The sequence below is a fragment of the Variovorax palleresanus genome (genome assembly GCF_051144945.1).
GTDB lineage: Bacteria > Pseudomonadota > Gammaproteobacteria > Burkholderiales > Burkholderiaceae_C > Variovorax > Variovorax paradoxus_S.
The window spans coordinates 1033030-1047612 of record NZ_JBJNVP010000002.1 but is presented as its reverse complement, the minus strand read 5'-3'; the positions used below and the strand labels follow the sequence as shown (position 1 = coordinate 1047612).

Annotated in this window: 15 protein-coding genes; 3 read left to right on the top strand and 12 right to left on the bottom strand. The window is 66.2% G+C overall.

Annotation, left to right across the window (positions count from 1 at the left end; translation table 11 throughout):
* Positions 1 to 45 precede the first annotated feature (45 nt).
* From ACJ7Z0_RS08675 to fhuF, 5 genes are all read right to left on the bottom strand, one after another.
* Entirely contained in the window at positions 46 to 2247 is a 2202-nt protein-coding gene (locus ACJ7Z0_RS08675; RefSeq protein ID WP_434789511.1) for a TonB-dependent siderophore receptor, read from the bottom strand.
* A 170-nt stretch (positions 2248 to 2417) separates the two neighbouring features.
* A complete protein-coding gene (locus ACJ7Z0_RS08670) occupies positions 2418 to 3743 on the bottom strand; it encodes a lysine N(6)-hydroxylase/L-ornithine N(5)-oxygenase family protein (RefSeq protein WP_434789510.1) in 1326 nt (441 codons plus the stop codon).
* Between the two features lie 13 nt (positions 3744 to 3756).
* Positions 3757 to 4791: a GNAT family N-acetyltransferase gene (locus tag ACJ7Z0_RS08665; RefSeq protein ID WP_434789509.1), complete on the bottom strand. Its 1035-nt coding sequence runs from the start codon at positions 4789 to 4791 to the stop codon at positions 3757 to 3759.
* Positions 4788 to 5639, bottom strand: a complete 852-nt coding sequence (locus tag ACJ7Z0_RS08660; RefSeq protein WP_434789508.1) for a formyltransferase family protein — start codon at positions 5637 to 5639, stop codon at positions 4788 to 4790. Before ACJ7Z0_RS08660 ends, ACJ7Z0_RS08665 begins: the two co-directional genes overlap by 4 nt.
* A gap of 49 nt (positions 5640 to 5688) precedes the next feature.
* Positions 5689 to 6417 carry a siderophore-iron reductase FhuF gene (fhuF, locus tag ACJ7Z0_RS08655; protein ID WP_434789507.1) on the bottom strand — a complete coding sequence of 243 codons (729 nt, stop codon included), beginning with the start codon at positions 6415 to 6417 and terminating at the stop codon, positions 5689 to 5691.
* Between the two features lie 184 nt (positions 6418 to 6601).
* Between fhuF and ACJ7Z0_RS08650 the strand changes: the two genes are divergently transcribed.
* Entirely contained in the window at positions 6602 to 8293 is a 1692-nt protein-coding gene (locus ACJ7Z0_RS08650) for a cyclic peptide export ABC transporter (RefSeq protein WP_434789506.1), read from the top strand.
* Between the two features lie 9 nt (positions 8294 to 8302).
* On the top strand, positions 8303 to 8551 hold the full coding sequence (locus ACJ7Z0_RS08645) for a hypothetical protein (protein ID WP_434789505.1): 249 nt from the start codon (positions 8303 to 8305) through the stop codon (positions 8549 to 8551).
* A 12-nt stretch (positions 8552 to 8563) separates the two neighbouring features.
* On the opposite strand, the gene ACJ7Z0_RS08640 is transcribed toward ACJ7Z0_RS08645, so the two are convergent.
* From ACJ7Z0_RS08640 to ACJ7Z0_RS08620, 5 genes are all read right to left on the bottom strand, one after another.
* A complete protein-coding gene (locus tag ACJ7Z0_RS08640; protein ID WP_431129268.1) occupies positions 8564 to 8779 on the bottom strand; it encodes an iron dicitrate transport regulator FecR in 216 nt (71 codons plus the stop codon).
* Positions 8780 to 8789: 10 nt separating this feature from the next.
* Entirely contained in the window at positions 8790 to 9404 is a 615-nt protein-coding gene (locus ACJ7Z0_RS08635) for an RNA polymerase sigma factor (protein ID WP_434789504.1), read from the bottom strand.
* 251 nt (positions 9405 to 9655) lie between these two features.
* On the bottom strand, positions 9656 to 10360 hold the full coding sequence (locus ACJ7Z0_RS08630) for a glutathione S-transferase N-terminal domain-containing protein (protein WP_434789503.1): 705 nt from the start codon (positions 10358 to 10360) through the stop codon (positions 9656 to 9658).
* A 46-nt stretch (positions 10361 to 10406) separates the two neighbouring features.
* Positions 10407 to 11291, bottom strand: coding sequence for a phosphate/phosphite/phosphonate ABC transporter substrate-binding protein (locus ACJ7Z0_RS08625; RefSeq protein ID WP_434789502.1), 885 nt, complete (start codon positions 11289 to 11291; stop codon positions 10407 to 10409).
* A 98-nt stretch (positions 11292 to 11389) separates the two neighbouring features.
* Positions 11390 to 12229: a hypothetical protein gene (locus ACJ7Z0_RS08620; protein ID WP_431129280.1), complete on the bottom strand. Its 840-nt coding sequence runs from the start codon at positions 12227 to 12229 to the stop codon at positions 11390 to 11392.
* A gap of 219 nt (positions 12230 to 12448) precedes the next feature.
* On the opposite strand from ACJ7Z0_RS08620, the gene ACJ7Z0_RS08615 reads away from it, so the two are divergent.
* Complete coding sequence (locus tag ACJ7Z0_RS08615; protein WP_434789501.1) at positions 12449 to 13102, top strand: DUF1345 domain-containing protein; 654 nt, start codon at positions 12449 to 12451, stop codon at positions 13100 to 13102.
* On the opposite strand, the gene ACJ7Z0_RS08610 is transcribed toward ACJ7Z0_RS08615, so the two are convergent.
* Both ACJ7Z0_RS08610 and ACJ7Z0_RS08605 read right to left on the bottom strand, forming a co-directional pair.
* Positions 13077 to 14048, bottom strand: coding sequence for a DMT family transporter (locus ACJ7Z0_RS08610; protein ID WP_434789500.1), 972 nt, complete (start codon positions 14046 to 14048; stop codon positions 13077 to 13079). The two genes, ACJ7Z0_RS08615 and ACJ7Z0_RS08610, sit on opposite strands and share 26 nt — an antisense overlap.
* Positions 14049 to 14085: 37 nt before the next feature.
* Positions 14086 to 14580, bottom strand: a complete 495-nt coding sequence (locus ACJ7Z0_RS08605; RefSeq protein ID WP_434789499.1) for a methylated-DNA--[protein]-cysteine S-methyltransferase — start codon at positions 14578 to 14580, stop codon at positions 14086 to 14088.
* Positions 14581 to 14583: the final 3 nt, after the last annotated feature.

The following is a 14583-nucleotide window of genomic DNA, read 5'->3' as shown; positions in this document are numbered from 1 at the left end:
CGGATGCCCGCGAGGGCATCCGGCCTTTGCTCTGGAGCGCCGGGCTTACCAGCGATAGGTGGCCGTCGCCACCGCCGTGCGCTGCGTGCCCAGGTAGCAATAGCCGTAGGCGCAGTTGGCGATGTAGGTCTTGTTGGTCAGGTTGCGCAGGTTCAGTGCCAGAGTCCAGCGGTCGATGTCGTAGCCGATCATGGCGTCGAGCAGCGTGTACGACGGCACCTTGGCCGGCGCCACGATTTCCCCGTCGCCATGGGTCGAGCCGTTGAAGCGCGCACCCACGCCCACCTTCAGGCCGTTGCTGAAGCGGTAGTCCGCCCACACCGACAGGCGATTGCGCGGCACCGACGTTGCCTGCTTGCCGATTTCCGCGACCCTGCTGCTGGCCGTGACGATGGCGCGCGGCGTGTAGGCATAGGAGGCCGTGAGATTCAGGCGCGGCATGAGTTCGGTGGTGGCCTCGAGTTCGAGGCCGCGCACCGAGATCTCGCCGGTCTGCTTCGGCATGAACGTCGCGTCGTAGGTGATGTAGTTCTTGCGGCGCAGGTCGAAGATGGCCGCGCTGTAGAGCGACTTGCCGCCCGGCGGCTGGTAGCGGATGCCGGCCTCGTACTGGCGGCCGCTTTCCGGCTTGAAGGGCGTCTTCGTCGTCGGATCGATGGCGCCGGTCGGCGCGAACGATTCCGCGTAGCTCAGGTAGGGTGCCAGGCCGTTCGGTGCCAGGTAGACCAGGCCCGCGCGCTTGGTGAACTTGTTCTCGGAAATGCGTTGCGTCGTGCCGTCGAACCGGCTGTAGGCGCTGCTCTGGGCCGTGTCGTAGCGGCCGCCGAGCGTGAGCGACCAGCGGTCGCCCCACTTGATCTGGTCCTGCAGGTAGATGCCGGTCTGCGCCAGGCGGCTCACGCCGTTGACGTAGGGGCTGGGGGTGTCGATGGCGCTGCCGTACACGGGTGCGTAGATGTCGAGCAGCGGCGCGCCGGAGACGCTGCTGTAGGTGTACTGGTCGATGCGGGTGCGCTGGTAGTCCAGGCCCAACAGCACCTTGTGCTGCCAGTCGCCCGAACGCAGGTCGGCCTGCAACTGGTTGTCCATGGTGAGGGACGTCGTGCTTTCCTGGCTGCCGAAGACGCCGCGGTTCAGGTACTGGTAGTTGATCGGGTTCACCGCATTGGCGGCGTCCATGGTGGCGAAGCTCGGCGACTGCAGGGTCCGGTAGTCGACCTCGAGCTTGCCGTAGCGCAGCTTCTGACGCACGGTGAAGGTGTCGTTGAAGCGATGCTCGAGCTGGTAGCCGATCATCTTCTGGTCTTGGTTGAAGTGATCGAAGCTCGGGTCGGCGACGTTCAGGTCGCTGGGAATGAAGGTGCCGATGCGCGTCGGCGTCAGCGAACCCTCGACGGGGCGGATGCGGCTGTAGGCGCCCGCGCGGTTCTTCTGGTACTGGGCCAGCAGCGTGAAGGTGGTGTCGCTCGATGGCTTCCAGGTGATCGAAGGCGCGATGTAGGTGCGGTCGTCGCGCGAGCTGCCGCCGGGCAGCTGGGCATCGCGCAGCACGCCGGTGATGCGGTAGAGCACCTTGCCTTCCGCATCGAGCGCGCCCGAGAAGTCGCCGGCCACCTGGCGGCGGGCATCGTTGCCGTACTGCAGCTGGATTTCGCGCAGGGGTTCCGCCGTGGGCAGCTTGCTCGCGATGTTGACCACGCCGCCCGGGCTTGCCATGCCGTAGAGCACCGAGGCCGGTCCGCGCAGTACTTCGATGCGCTCGGTGCCGTAGTTCTCGGTCTTCCAGACGCCCCAGGTGCCGTTGTTGCGCAGCGGCATGCCGTCCAGGTAGAAGCCCGGCGCATAGCCGTCGAAGCCGCGGATCGTGATCCAGTCGTAGCGCGAATCGGCGCCGAAGGGCGCGATGCTGACGCCGGGCGTGTAGCCGAGCGCCTCCTTGACGTTGGTGGCGCCGATGGCGTCCATGCGGTCGGCCGTGATGACCGAGATCGACTGCGGCGTCTCCACGATCGGCGTGTCGGTCTTGCTGCCGGCCATGCTGCGCTTGGCGAGGTAGCCGTTGACGTGGCCGGTGGCGGATTCTTCCGTGGTGGCGTTCACGGTGATCGCGGGCAGGCTCGGGTCGGCGGCACGCGGCTGCTGTCCCGTGGCTTGCGCCGAGGCGCTCACGCTGCAAAGTGAAAAGGCTGTGCCGAAAGCCGCGGCAAGCGCGGTATTCAACAGACGTTGACGGGGCAGGGGACGCATAAGGTTGATGACTCCAGGGTGCTTGAATACGACGTGTTCACGTTTCGGCGCCCAAGGCGGCCGATTCCGGCGCCTTGGTGCTTCCATACATGAGACGTTTGACTTAAAAAAAAGGAGACAGCGGGCTGTCTCCTTTCTTTTTGCCTACCCTCCCCGGGGGCAGCTCTTGCCTACGCGCGGACCGGCTGGCGCTCGCGGAGGGCGCTGTTTGCGGCATTGGCCGCCGTCGGCGTGCCCGCTGGAATCGTCTTGAGCAGCGCATTGCCGATCTCGCCCGTGCGCACCGAGGTGACCGACAGCAGCGTGTCGCTCAGCCCGTGCGAGGACTCGCAGGCGCCCTGCAGGAAGATGGCGGGATGGAAGTCCGGCGTGCTGCCCAGGCGGTAGTGGCGATCGACCGAGAAATCTCCCAGGTACGGAGCGAGCGGCGTCAGCAGCGCCTTGTGCTGTTCGCGCGCATACCCGGTGGCCAGCACCACGGCGTCGTAGCGCGAGGTGCTGTCGCGGCCGGTGTCCTGGTCCGACAGGGTGAGGTGGACGCCGTCGACCGTGGCATGCACGCCGCGGATCTCGTGCCGGCGCAGGAAGCGCATGCGGTTCTCGCCGCGCACCTTCTGTTCGTAGAACATCTTGAAGATCTGCTGGATCAGGTCGAGGTCGGCCACCGCGTAGTTGGTGTGGCCGAACTCGTCGATCAGCGCGGCGCGCTCGTCCTCGGCCTGGCTGTAGATGTAGTCGGTGAACTCGACGTTGAACACCTCGTTCACGAAGGGGCTGTCGTCGGACGGACGGATCGAGCGGGCCCGCATGATCAGGTCGACCTGCGGCGCGTGCGGCCGGCCCTGCAGGTCCATGAAGATCTCGGCCGCGCTCTGGCCGGCGCCGACGATGGCGATTCTTGCGGCATCGGGCAGGCGGGCCATGTCCCGCAGGTAGCTGCTCGAATGGAACACGCGCGGGTCGTCCCTGAGCGGCCCGAAGCCCTCCGGAATGTTGGGCATGCCGCCGATGCTGACGACCAGGTTGCGTGTGAGCCGCTCGGTCACGTGGCCGGCGCCGTCGCGAGAGCGCACGCGCAGCAATGAGACTTCGCCGCCATGCGTTTCTTTTTCGGGCAGCACCTCGAAGACTTCCTCGCCGTAGACGCAGGCATCCTCGAACTGGGCCGCGGCCCAGCCCAGGTAGTCGTTGAACTCGTGGCGGCTGGGGAAGAAGGTCTTCAGGTTGATGAAGTCCTGCAGGCGCTTCTTCTCGTGCAGGTAGTTGATGAAGGTGAAGCGGCTGGTCGGGTTGCGCAGCGTCGCCAGGTCCTTCATGAACGAGATCTGCATGTGCGCCTGGTCCAGCATCATGTCCTTGTGCCAGGCGAAGCCGGCCTGCTTCTCGATGAACATCGCATCGACGCGGCGGCCGTCGCGGCGTTTCTCGTCCAGCGCAATGGCCAGCGCGATGTTCGAAGGGCCGAAGCCGATGCCGATGAGGTCGTGAATCACCATGGCGGTTTTTCCTTTACGCAGAGTGTTGGGCAGGCGTGGCGGCGCCGTCGCTGCGGGGCAGCCACAGGGCGTCGGTGAAATAGCGTTCGCGCAGCATCACCACGAGCAGCGCGCGCTTGTGCGGCAGGTCGAACTCCTTCACCTTGGCGTAGCCGGACTTGTCGAGGTTTCGGATCTGCTGCAGGTGGTCGATGCGCGGCTCGCCCACGGCACGCTGGGTGCGCGGGTCGCACAAAAAGATGTAGTGCGAGATCGAGGTGAGCCATGCGGTGGCGAAGGCCTTGCCGCGGAATGCGGGCTCGCCGATCAGCACGTGCCAGCCGCGGTCGTGGTCGGCCACGTCGTAGAAGGGCGCGATGCGGCTCTCCTTGGCCCAGTACATCTCGAAGTAGCCGAAGGGCTCGTCGTCGAGGCAGGCGATCATCGAATACATGTGCGGGTCGCGGTCGATGGCCGAAAGGTACTGGCGGTGCTTGTCGAGGTCGCCTTCTTCCTCCCAGATCACGGCCACGTCGGGGTCGTTCATCCAGCGGTTGAACATCGCGAGGTCGGCCTCGAAGTCGAAGCTGCGAAACGAAAAGGTCTTGCCGAGCCACGGAATGAAGCGCTGGTAGAGCACGCCGCGCGGCTTGGGCGGGCGCACGGGGTGGCGCTTGCCGTTGCTCAGCGCGTACTGCAGCGCCATGGGCGCATGCACGGTGGGCAGCCACAGCGAGGGCTGCTGCCACAGCATGTCGCGGCAGGCGAGGGCCTTGCCGCCTTCGGCCGGCAGCAGCACGCCGGCCTGAATGAGCACCGCGGCCGGTTGGCTCGGGGCGACCGTGAGGCTCTTGCTCGTCGGTTGGTATTCGAACGCGCCTTCGAGCGCCGCCAGCAGATGGGACGTGGAGGCATCGCTGCCGTCCACCCAGTCGAGCGTGCTGCCCTGGCCGACTTTCCAGAGCGAGCGCGTGCTGTCCTGCGTGTTGCGCACGCTGAGCATCTCGCCCTCGCGCGTGATCGCGTGCGGCATGCCGTCCGCATAGGAAACATGGGGGGTGGACGTCATGCGATTCTTTCGGTGAGCGGTTGCCGCTGCTCTGCAAGCAGGGCCAGGCCCTCGTGCAGGGCGGGGAAGAGGCTGTGGTTGAAGTTGTTCCAGCGCAGCTCGAGGATGGTGTCCTCGGGGTCGATGGTGGTGCGCAGCGCGTCGTGGATCACCTCGCCGGAGTCGATGCCGTTGTCGACGTAGTGCAGCGAGGCGCCCGTTTTGAACAGCGGCGCGACGGCCACGCTTTCCATCGTTGCCCAGTTGACGATCTTGCGGCCCTGCGCGCCGTGCAGCGCATCGAGCGTGGCGTAGGCGCCGCGGCGTTCGTAGGGAGACTCGATGCGGGTGATGCCCGGATGGATGTTGACGATCCTGCGGTGGAACGGTGCGCCGGGCCGCACCAGCTCGTCCAGGATCACCAGCAGCCCGTCGAGCACGACGATGTCGGCCTGCAGCGTCAGCAGCTTGTCGAGCAGCGTGCGCTCGAAGCGGTTCTTGCCGGCCACGCGGTCGGCCGCATCGAGCGGCAGACGCCGGTATTCGGAGGGCACCGAATGGAAGATGTCGGTGAGCGTCTTGCCCTGCGTCTTGAGCCCGCCCGGAAAGATCCATTTCTTGCCGGGCTGGCACGAGAAGCCGTAATCCTGCAGCGCGGCCTGGTCGCGCGGCGAGCGCGGGTCGTCGTCGATGACGATGCCTTCGAGCGAATAGGCATCGCCCAGCGGGGTTTCGTCGAGCGCCCTGGCCAGGTACTCGAGCGGGGACGCCATGTAGCGCTGCTCCCCCTTGTACGCAATGTGCTGGCCGGCCTTGTCGGCCGCGGCGTTTCTCAGAGACAGGATGTAGACGAGCTTGGCCTTGGACATAGGTGTGGAATGGATGGATAGATGGAAGACGGAATGGCCCGCAATCTGTTCACCCGAGGCCGCGATGCGCCGGCGCCAGCGGGCATGCGTTGCAGTGGTGCTCGTGCGGCAGCAGGTAGTTGAGGCAGCACTCCCGGTGCAGCTTGACGGGCGCATTGCGCTGGCGGCCGTGCAGCGGGTTGGTGCGAAGATCGCGCGGCCATATCGCGCTGTGCAGCAGCAGTTGCCGATCCTCTGCGATCGACGGCGCGCCGCCTGTTGCGGCCAGCGCCACGTCGAACACCGGTTCCATGAGCCGCACGGTGTTGCTCCAGAGAATCTTGGGCGCGAGCCGCGTGAGGCCGCAAAGGGCCGCAAAGAGTGGGGCGAGGTGCTGCCACAGCAGCGGTTCATAGCGCTCCGCGGCATCGGCCCCTGGTTGCGGCCGGCCCAAATGCCGGATATGAAAGCCGACCGGGCCGCCGTGCGCATCCAGCCGCACCCAGGTGTGTTCCGCCGCAATGGGAAACACATGCCGCAGCATGCTGGCCGCGGCCATCACCGGGGGCAGCAGCATCGCGATGTATTCGAGGCTCCACGCGGATGCGACGGGGCGCCAATCGGCGCCGCTGACACCTCGGTAGCGCGCATTGCGTTGCAGCACGTCGGCAAGCAGCGCGGGGGATTGCGCGAGTTCAGCCACGCGCACCGCACCGGCGGGCACCGTGTCCGCGCATTGCAGCTTCTCGCCATGCACGGCCAGTTCGCCCTGGAACAAGGGCTCCAGCAGCGGGATCATGGGTCGGCGTTCGGCGGGGTCATCCTTTCAAGACGGATTCGCGCGGCCGCTGTTCATCCGGCGCCGCGCTGAACATTGCCGCGTCTGGGCCGTCTAGGCAGTAGGTGGCACGAAGCCATTGGAGCCGTGCCACAGAGGCATGGTCGTTCCCCAGCTGTCGCCCCCGGGCGGAAAGAGCCTTTGCATGACAACTACCACCACAGGCAACGGCGCCGAAATCGGGCGCCTGCTGAAACCATTTCTTCCATGGATCGTGCTGTCCGCGGTCACGGGCGTCGGCGCCGGTGCCGCCACGGTCGCGCTGCTCGGCACCATCAACCGGGTGCTGAACCAGCCGGGCGGTCTGGCGGGTGGGCTGCTTCTGACCTTCATCGGCCTGTGCGGCGTGGCGCTGTTCGGGCGCATGGCGTCGGACGTGTCGACCAACTTCGTCGGCCAGCGCCTGGTGGCCCAGGTGCGAAAGAGCCTGGCGCAGAAGATTCTCGCGGCACCCATCGATGCGCTGGAGCGCTATCGCACGCACCGCCTGATGCCGGTGCTCTCGCAAGATGTGGACATGATCAGCGACGTGGCCTTCGCGCTGTCGGGAATGCTGATCTCGCTCGCCGTGGCGCTGGGTTGCCTCGGCTACCTCGCGTATCTTTCGCCGCCGCTGTTCGGGCTGATGCTGGTGGCGCTGGTGATCGGCATCACGGCGCAGTTGATGGCGCAGATCCGCGGCGAAGCCGGCTTCTGGAAGGCGCGCGAGCAGGAAGACCAGTTGCACAAGGCCTACCGCGCCATCAGCGAAGGCGCGAAGGAGCTGCGCATGCACCGCACGCGCCGCACGCGCATGTTCTCCGGCCAGATCGAGCGCATCGTCGACACCATCCGCGTCGTCAACGGGCGTGCGATCAACACCTATGTGATCGCAACGGCCTTCGGCTCGGCGCTGTTCTTCCTGCTGATCGCGCTGATCCTGGGCTGGGCCGCGTTCCAGCCGACCGAGCCCGCGGTGCTCAGTGGCTTCGTGCTGGTGCTGCTGTTCCTCAAGGGGCCGCTGGATCAGATCGCGCTGCTGCTGCCCGGCGTGGGCCGCGCCAAGGTCGCGTTCCAGCGCATCGGCGACCTGTCGGCGCGCTTTGCCACGCCGGAGCCCCACCTGCACCTGGAGCGCGCGTCCAACGGCGTGATCCTGAAGAACGAGATCGGCATGCGCGGCGTGCGCTATGCCTTCGATGCGCCCGAGGGCGGCGAGGCCTTCACGCTGGGGCCGATCGATTTGAAGCTGCGCCGCGGCGAGATGGTGTTCGTAGTGGGCGACAACGGCTCCGGCAAGACCACGCTGATCAAGCTGCTGCTGGGCCTCTATGCGCCGCAGGCGGGCGAAGTGCTGATCGACGATTCGGTCGTGAAGCCCGAGGGCCGCGACGACTACCGCCAGCTCTTCACCACGGTGTTCTCGGACTTCTACCTGTTCGAAGATCTGGTGGCGGGCGAAGAGAGCGAGGGCGGTGCGGGCATGGAGGTGCTGCCCGAAACGGCCCTGCCTTATCTCGAACGGCTGGAGATCGCCCACAAGGTGAGCCTGAAGAACGGCGCGTTCAGCACCACCGACCTCTCGACCGGCCAGCGCAAGCGGCTGGCGCTGGTGCACGCGTACCTCGAAGGCCGCCCGGTTCTGGTGTTCGACGAGTGGGCCGCCGACCAGGACCCGACCTTCCGCCACCTCTTCTACACCGAGCTCTTGCCCGAGCTGCGCGCCAAGGGACACCTGCTGGTGGTGATCTCGCACGACGACCGCTACTTTCACCTGGCCGACCGCGTCATCACGATGCATGCGGGCAAGATCGCGGAAGACAGGGTGCGTGAATCGTGCGAAAGCCTCGCCGCGTGAAGGAGGGGAATGGAAGACAAGACCCACAAGAGCCGGCCGCCCGATCGCCCTGCCTTCAACATTGCGTGGACGCTCTTCTGCACGCTGCATGACGAGCCGTCGCCCGAGCGGGCAGAGCAACTCGTGCGCTGGCTCGGCGTCGATCCGGGGAACATCTGCGCGCTGGACGACGTGCTGACCCTCTGGGCGCTGACCGGCGCCGCACTCATGAAGCCTGCGCTGGAGGAGGCGCGGCATGAAGAGAAGCGCCTGCAGTGAAGGGTTGCCGCGCTACTTCCGCAAGTCGCGCAGCTCGGCTGCGATGCCGCCAAGGGCATCCCAGCGCCGCCGCGCTTCCAGCGCGGCGGCCGCATGTTCGGCCGACCTGCTGCGCCACCGGGCCAAGGCCAGGCGCGCGGCAACCGCGGCGTCGTGCGGTGCGCTTTCGCTCTCGACAATCAGCGCGAGCGCGCGTTCGATGAGCTTTTCGTCCGGCGCGCTTGCCACGATGCGCCGCTCAGGCGAAGTCTTCGGCCAGCTTCGCGTCGAAGCCCGTGCGGTTGGAGACGGTCGTCTGTTCGATCAATTCCGAGCGAAGCCGGGCGAACACGCGCGAGCAGTCGATGGCCGCGCGCAGCAAATGCTTGGCCACGGCCATCTCGGTGATGTTCAGTTGCTGGGCGATCTCGGCGCGCGTGTGTCCGTAGGCGCGAAACAGCAGGAACACTTCGCGCCGGCGGGGTGGCAGCGTCTCCAGCGTCTCGACCACGCGTGCCAGCACCTGCTGCTGCGACGCGATGAATTCGCAGGACGGCACCGTCTGGCGCGAGCCGACGCTGAAATGCGTGCTGACCCAGTCCTGCGCCACCTTGCGCCGGCGGGCGTCGTCCACGCACAGGTTGCGCGCCACGCGAAACAGCAGAGCGCGCGGCGACTCGATGCCGCCGCCCGGCGTTCCGTCCGATGCCGCATCGATGCGGATGTCGTCGTTCATCTTGAGCGCGTGCGCATACACCCGCTCGAAGCTCGACTGCGCGATGTCCGCCGCGTAGTGGGGGTCCCGCAGGTCGCGCGTCAGCTGGCGGCGCAAGTCCGCATAGTGAGCCACAAGTTCCTGGACGAGGTCGCGCATCCGATCGCCTTCTCGCAAGTTTTCGCAGTGGTGATTCCCGGGCCGGTCACCGGCGCAATCTGCGGGATGACTCGGAACATTGAATAAGAATTATTCTTATTGAAGTGTAACCTTAACCGCGCCTGAAGGAGGCGGGAAAGGGTGCGGGAAGCACCAGCACGTGCCCTGAAAAAGACACTCGGCCGGAAAATGAGTAGTTCTGTTTTCGGCTGGGCGGCGGCGTCTTCCAGCCGAAGAAGTTCGGCCGGAGATCAGCCCCGCTTGGGGATGCCCAGGCCCTTCACGACGGCGGGCCGCGCCACGAAGGCTTCGAGCGTGCGCGCCACGTTCTTGAAGTTGTTGAAGCCCACCAGGTCGCCCGCTTCGTAGAAGCCGATCAGGTTGCGCACCCACGGGAAGATGGCGATGTCGGCGATGGTGTAGCTGTCGCCCGTCACCCAGTTGCGGCCTTCGAGTTGCTTGTCGAGCACGCCCAGCAGCCGCTTCGCTTCGGCGACGTAGCGGTCGCGCGGACGCTTGTCCTCGTAGTCCTTGCCGGCAAACTTGTTGAAGAAGCCGAGCTGGCCGAACATCGGGCCGATGCCGCCCATCTGGAACATCAGCCACTGGATGGTTTCGTAGCGGCCCGCGGCATCCTGCGGAATGAAGCGGCCGGTCTTGTCGGCCAGGTAGAGAAGAATGGCGCCCGACTCGAACAGCGCGAGCGGCTTGCCGCCGGGCCCATCGGGATCGAGGATGGCGGGAATCTTGTTGTTCGGGCTGAGCGACAGAAACTCCGGCGACATCTGGTCGTGGGTCTCGAAGCTCACCAGGTGCGGCTCGTAGGGCAGGCCGGTTTCTTCCAGCATGATCGACACCTTCACCCCGTTGGGCGTGGGCAGCGAATACAGCTGCAGCCGGTCAGGGTGGAGTGCGGGCCATTTCTGGGTGATGGGGAAGCGGGACAGGTCGGTCATGGGCGGTTCATGAAAAGCGGAGTTGGGGCGCCGCGCCCGCCGATCTTCAGATGCCGAGCCAGGTCATCAAGGCTGTCTCGGCTTCGGGCGAGGGTGCGACGAAGCCAGTGTAGGTCGATGTGGCGAGTGCGCGCTTGCCGGCATCGCTTTGTGCCAGCCCCAGCAGGGCTTCGCGCGCGGCGCTTGCCGTGGCGGCATCGAGCTTGCGCGACGCCACCCATTGCTTGATGGGAACCGCGCGCGACTCCGCGCACACGTTGCCGCCGCCGTCCTTCCAGGTCTTGATCACGCCCGATGCCGCGGTGGCGCCATAGGCCGCAAAGCCGTTCTGCACATAGAACGGAACCGCGTCCTGGTAGCGCGTGTTGGTGAGCTTGAGCGCGGCCGGCTGCAGGCCGTGCTCGCGCAGCATGGCCCGCGTGATCACCGAGGTGATCGAATCCGCGTCGGGCATCACCAGGCCCTTGCCGGCAATGCCCTTCCAGTCGGAAATGGGCTGCGGCTCCTTGCACAGCAGCGACACCTTGTATGCGGTGAAGCCGCTGGTCCAGGCCAGTGCCTGGTAGCGGCCGCTCTTGACTGCCTCGAGCGCCACGTGGGCCGGGTGGATGAACGCGATGTCGACCTGCTGCTCCTTCAGGGCTTCGCGCGCACCGTTGTACGTTATGAACACCTTGATGGTCACGGGCTGCTTCAGCGCCTTGCTCAGCACCTCGGCAATGGGCTCGAAGCGCGGCGCGATCTGGCTTTCGGTGACGTGGTAGCTCACGCCTTCCGTCACACCGATGACCAGCGCGTGGGCCGGTGCGCCCGCGGCGAGCAGCAGCGCCGCCGAGGCGGCAAGGCCAAGCGCGTGCGGCTTCCGGGTGCGGCGCGCACTGGCGGCGCACCCATCGAGTTTGTCGGAGCGGGGTGGGGCTGGGATGTACATCAAAAGATCATAGGGGGCCATGGCGCGGCCGCCGATGATCGCAAGCACCTATGCGCACCGCTCCCGGCGCATGGCAGGGCCGCCGTGCCGCCAGAGATTCAGAACCTTGCCTTGATGAAGGCCGACGGCCCGTTCAACTTGACCTTGACGCGGGTTTCCGCCGTACTGGTTTCACGCGCCATGTCGATGTGGGTGGCGCCATAGGCCAGCACCACGCCGACGTTCTTCACCGGAAACCACTCCACGCCGGCGGAGGCGTTGTAGATGCTGCCGTGGAAGCGGCCACCGCCCTTGCGAACGCCGGAGAAATCGGCAAAAAGGCGCAAGTCGGGACTGATGGCATGCCGCACGCCGACCTCGAGCAGTGGCGCAACGGCGTTGTCGCTCGAGTCTTCGTTCAATGTGCGAATGCGTCCGTTCACCGCGACGTTGGCGTTGGTGGCGACGCCGATGTTGTAGTAGGCCGCGCCCGCACCCAGGCCGAACACCGTGTTGCCCGAACCGAGCCACCACTTGTACGAGAGCTTCGCGAAGTCGAGCTTCACGTTGAGGTTGGCGTTGCCCACCGCGCTGACCGTGCCGAAGCCGCCGAAGGATTCGTTGCCCCCGGCCTGGCCGAAGTAGTCGCGTTTGTAGCGGTAGTAGTCGAACGAGAGGCCGTGGCTGTCGCCGATCAGCAGGTCGGCCGTGACGCGCGGCATGGTCACGCGGCCGGGCTCGAGGTCGCGCGTGCGCAGCGCACCGTACGGCGAGCTGACTGTCGCATTGAATTTAGGATCGGCGCTATAGGCTCCCACCGAAAAGCTGAAACGATCGAGCGCGGGCGATGGTTCGGCGAAGGCCAATGCGGGCGCAAAGAGAAACCCGACACCGGCCAGTGCGCCCAGCTTCGTCAACCGTGCGGGGCTGGCGAGCGGGCGGGAGCGGAGCAACAGCATGAGGAGGTCCTTAAGAGAGAAGAGAGAGGACAAAAAAGCCTCGGGCTCGACACGCAATTTTTATGCGCGCAAAGCGCCAGGCGGCGGCTCCCTTTTGATGACCGACAAGTTATAGCGCAGCTTTAAAACGCCCATGCGTCGATTTGCCGCTTCGCGTGTAAGACGATGTTGAAGCATGCGTTGGCAAGCCTGAAAAAGTATTCAAGCTAAGCTTTGAAGATGCGCAAACATCTTTCCGCGACCACCGGTCCGCAGCGTCTTCTCTATGCCGGCGTGGCGGGCATCGTGGTTGCGGCCATCCCGTGGCCGCTCGACGGCATGGCACGCGGACTTGCGGGCTGGTGCACCAACTGCGTGGTGTTTCTCGTGCTCACGTGGTGGCTGGCCGATACTTTCGATGCACAGCAAACCCGCAAGCGCGCGCAGTCGCTCGATCAACCCAACGTGGTGATATTGGTGTCGATGCTGGTGGTCATTGGTGCGAGCGTGGTGGCCATTGCGATGCTGCTTCAGCAGGTCAAGCTGATGAGCGGCCCCGCACGCACGGGGCATATTGCGCTGGGGCTGGTGGCGCTTGTGGGCTCGTGGCTCATGATGCACACGATCTACGCCTTTCATTACGCGCACCGCTACTACATCGACCAGCGCGACGGCTCGCCCGACGGCGGGCTGGATTTTCCGGGCAAGCAGGAGCCGGACTATTTCGACTTTCTCTACTACGCCTACGTGGTCGGCATGACCACGCAGGTGTCCGACGTGCAGGCCACTTCGCGGGAGATGCGCCGCATCACGCTGGTGCACAGCGTGCTGGCCTTCGCCTTCAACATGCTGGTGCTCGCGCTGTCCGTCAACGTGGTCGCGGGGGCGATGTAGCGGCCGGCGAGCCCGCGCCGGGCCAGAGCTTCACGAGGCCGGTGGACAGCGCCACGCCGCAGACGATGACGGCCGCGCAGATCAGCATCCATTGCGTGATGTTCTCGCCAAGGAACACCGCGCCGTAGAACACCGCGAACACCGGCACCAGGAAGGTCACGGTCAGTGCGCGCGCCGGCCCCGCATTGGCAATGAGCCGGAAGAAGAGGATGTACGCGAGGCCCGTGCACGCCACGCCCAGCGCCAGCAGCGCCAGCCATGCGCGCACGCTGGGCATCTGCGTGGGCCAGAACCACAGCGCGGGCAGCGCGAGGAACAGCGTGGCGCCGATCTGGCTGCCGGTGGCGGTGGCCAATGCGGGCACACCGCCCAGGTAGCGCCGCGTGGCGCTGGCCGCCACGCCGTAGCTCGCGCATGCGCCCAGGCAGGCCAGCACGGCCCACAGCGCGGCGTTGCCGCCCGCATCGGCGTGCAGGCCCGCACTGCGGCTTGCCAGCATGGCCACGCCCGCAAAGCCGATGACGAGGCCGACGATGCGCGAGCCGTCGGGCCGGTCGCGAAACCAGGCCCATGCCACCAGCGCGCCGAACATCGGCACCGTGGCGTTGATCACCGCCGCCAGGCCACTATTGATGGTCAGGAGCGCGAAGCAGAAGAGCGCGAACGGAATGCCGGAATTCAGCACGCCGATGGCCATCGACGCCTTCCAGTGCTGCCCCAGAGCAGCGCCGTGCCCGCGCAGGAACAGGAGCGGCAGCAAGAACAGCGTGGCCACCGCCACGCGCACCGCGGCCGCCGGCAAGGCGCCGAACTCGGCCGCGCCGATGCGCATGAAGAGAAAGGATGCGCCCCAGAGGGCGCCCAGCAGCACGAGGTCTAGGAGCCACGCTTTGGGCTTGGTCGAAGGCGTGGTGGCGGGAGTGTTGTCTTTCGTTGTCGTGTTCATACGTTCTCGATGGTGCGCATTGCCTTGGAGGCTGGCTCTACTTCGATTCCAGTTCCAGGAGCGCGGTCTTGCGATGAAGCCCGCCAGCGTAACCGGTCAGCGACCCGTCGGCGCCCAGCACGCGGTGGCAGGGCACGATCACGCTGATCGGGTTGCGCCCCACGGCCGCGCCCACCGCGCGCACCGCGGCCGGGTTGCCCACGTTGGCGCTCAGCGCTCCGTAGGTCATGGTCTTGCCCGACGGTATGGCGAGCAGCGCCTGCCACACGCTCTGCTGGAACGCGGTGCCGTGCGAGAGGTCGAGCTTCACGTCGAAGGTGTCGCGCTTGCCGGCGAAGTAATCGCGCAGCTGTGCGCCGGCCTCGACCAGCGCGGGATGGTCGTCGCGGGTCTCCCAGCCCGTGGTGTCGGGCCAGTGGCGTTGCTGGTCGAACCAGACGCCCGCCAGGCCTTCGTCGGTGGCCGCCATCGTGATGCCGCCGAGCGGCGTTTCGATGTGCGATGTGTAGATGACTTTGCTCTTGAACTTCATGAC

What these genes read in the sequence shown, in the direction of transcription:
- ACJ7Z0_RS08675 (WP_434789511.1), bottom strand. Translation starts at nt 2,247, where the DNA reads ATGCGTCCCCTGCCCCGTCAACGTCTGTTGAATACCGCGCTTGCCGCG.
- ACJ7Z0_RS08610 (WP_434789500.1), bottom strand. Translation starts at nt 14,048, where the DNA reads ATGAACACGACAACGAAAGACAACACTCCCGCCACCACGCCTTCGACC.
- ACJ7Z0_RS08630 (WP_434789503.1), bottom strand. Translation starts at nt 10,360, where the DNA reads ATGACCGACCTGTCCCGCTTCCCCATCACCCAGAAATGGCCCGCACTC.
- ACJ7Z0_RS08660 (WP_434789508.1), bottom strand. Translation starts at nt 5,639, where the DNA reads ATGTCCAAGGCCAAGCTCGTCTACATCCTGTCTCTGAGAAACGCCGCG.
- ACJ7Z0_RS08670 (WP_434789510.1), bottom strand. Translation starts at nt 3,743, where the DNA reads ATGGTGATTCACGACCTCATCGGCATCGGCTTCGGCCCTTCGAACATC.
- ACJ7Z0_RS08605 (WP_434789499.1), bottom strand. Translation starts at nt 14,580, where the DNA reads ATGAAGTTCAAGAGCAAAGTCATCTACACATCGCACATCGAAACGCCG.
- ACJ7Z0_RS08620 (WP_431129280.1), bottom strand. Translation starts at nt 12,229, where the DNA reads ATGCTGTTGCTCCGCTCCCGCCCGCTCGCCAGCCCCGCACGGTTGACG.
- ACJ7Z0_RS08650 (WP_434789506.1), top strand. Translation starts at nt 6,602, where the DNA reads ATGACAACTACCACCACAGGCAACGGCGCCGAAATCGGGCGCCTGCTG.
- fhuF (WP_434789507.1), bottom strand. Translation starts at nt 6,417, where the DNA reads ATGATCCCGCTGCTGGAGCCCTTGTTCCAGGGCGAACTGGCCGTGCAT.
- ACJ7Z0_RS08665 (WP_434789509.1), bottom strand. Translation starts at nt 4,791, where the DNA reads ATGACGTCCACCCCCCATGTTTCCTATGCGGACGGCATGCCGCACGCG.
- ACJ7Z0_RS08625 (WP_434789502.1), bottom strand. Translation starts at nt 11,291, where the DNA reads ATGTACATCCCAGCCCCACCCCGCTCCGACAAACTCGATGGGTGCGCC.
- ACJ7Z0_RS08645 (WP_434789505.1), top strand. Translation starts at nt 8,303, where the DNA reads ATGGAAGACAAGACCCACAAGAGCCGGCCGCCCGATCGCCCTGCCTTC.
- ACJ7Z0_RS08635 (WP_434789504.1), bottom strand. Translation starts at nt 9,404, where the DNA reads ATGCGCGACCTCGTCCAGGAACTTGTGGCTCACTATGCGGACTTGCGC.
- ACJ7Z0_RS08615 (WP_434789501.1), top strand. Translation starts at nt 12,449, where the DNA reads ATGCGCAAACATCTTTCCGCGACCACCGGTCCGCAGCGTCTTCTCTAT.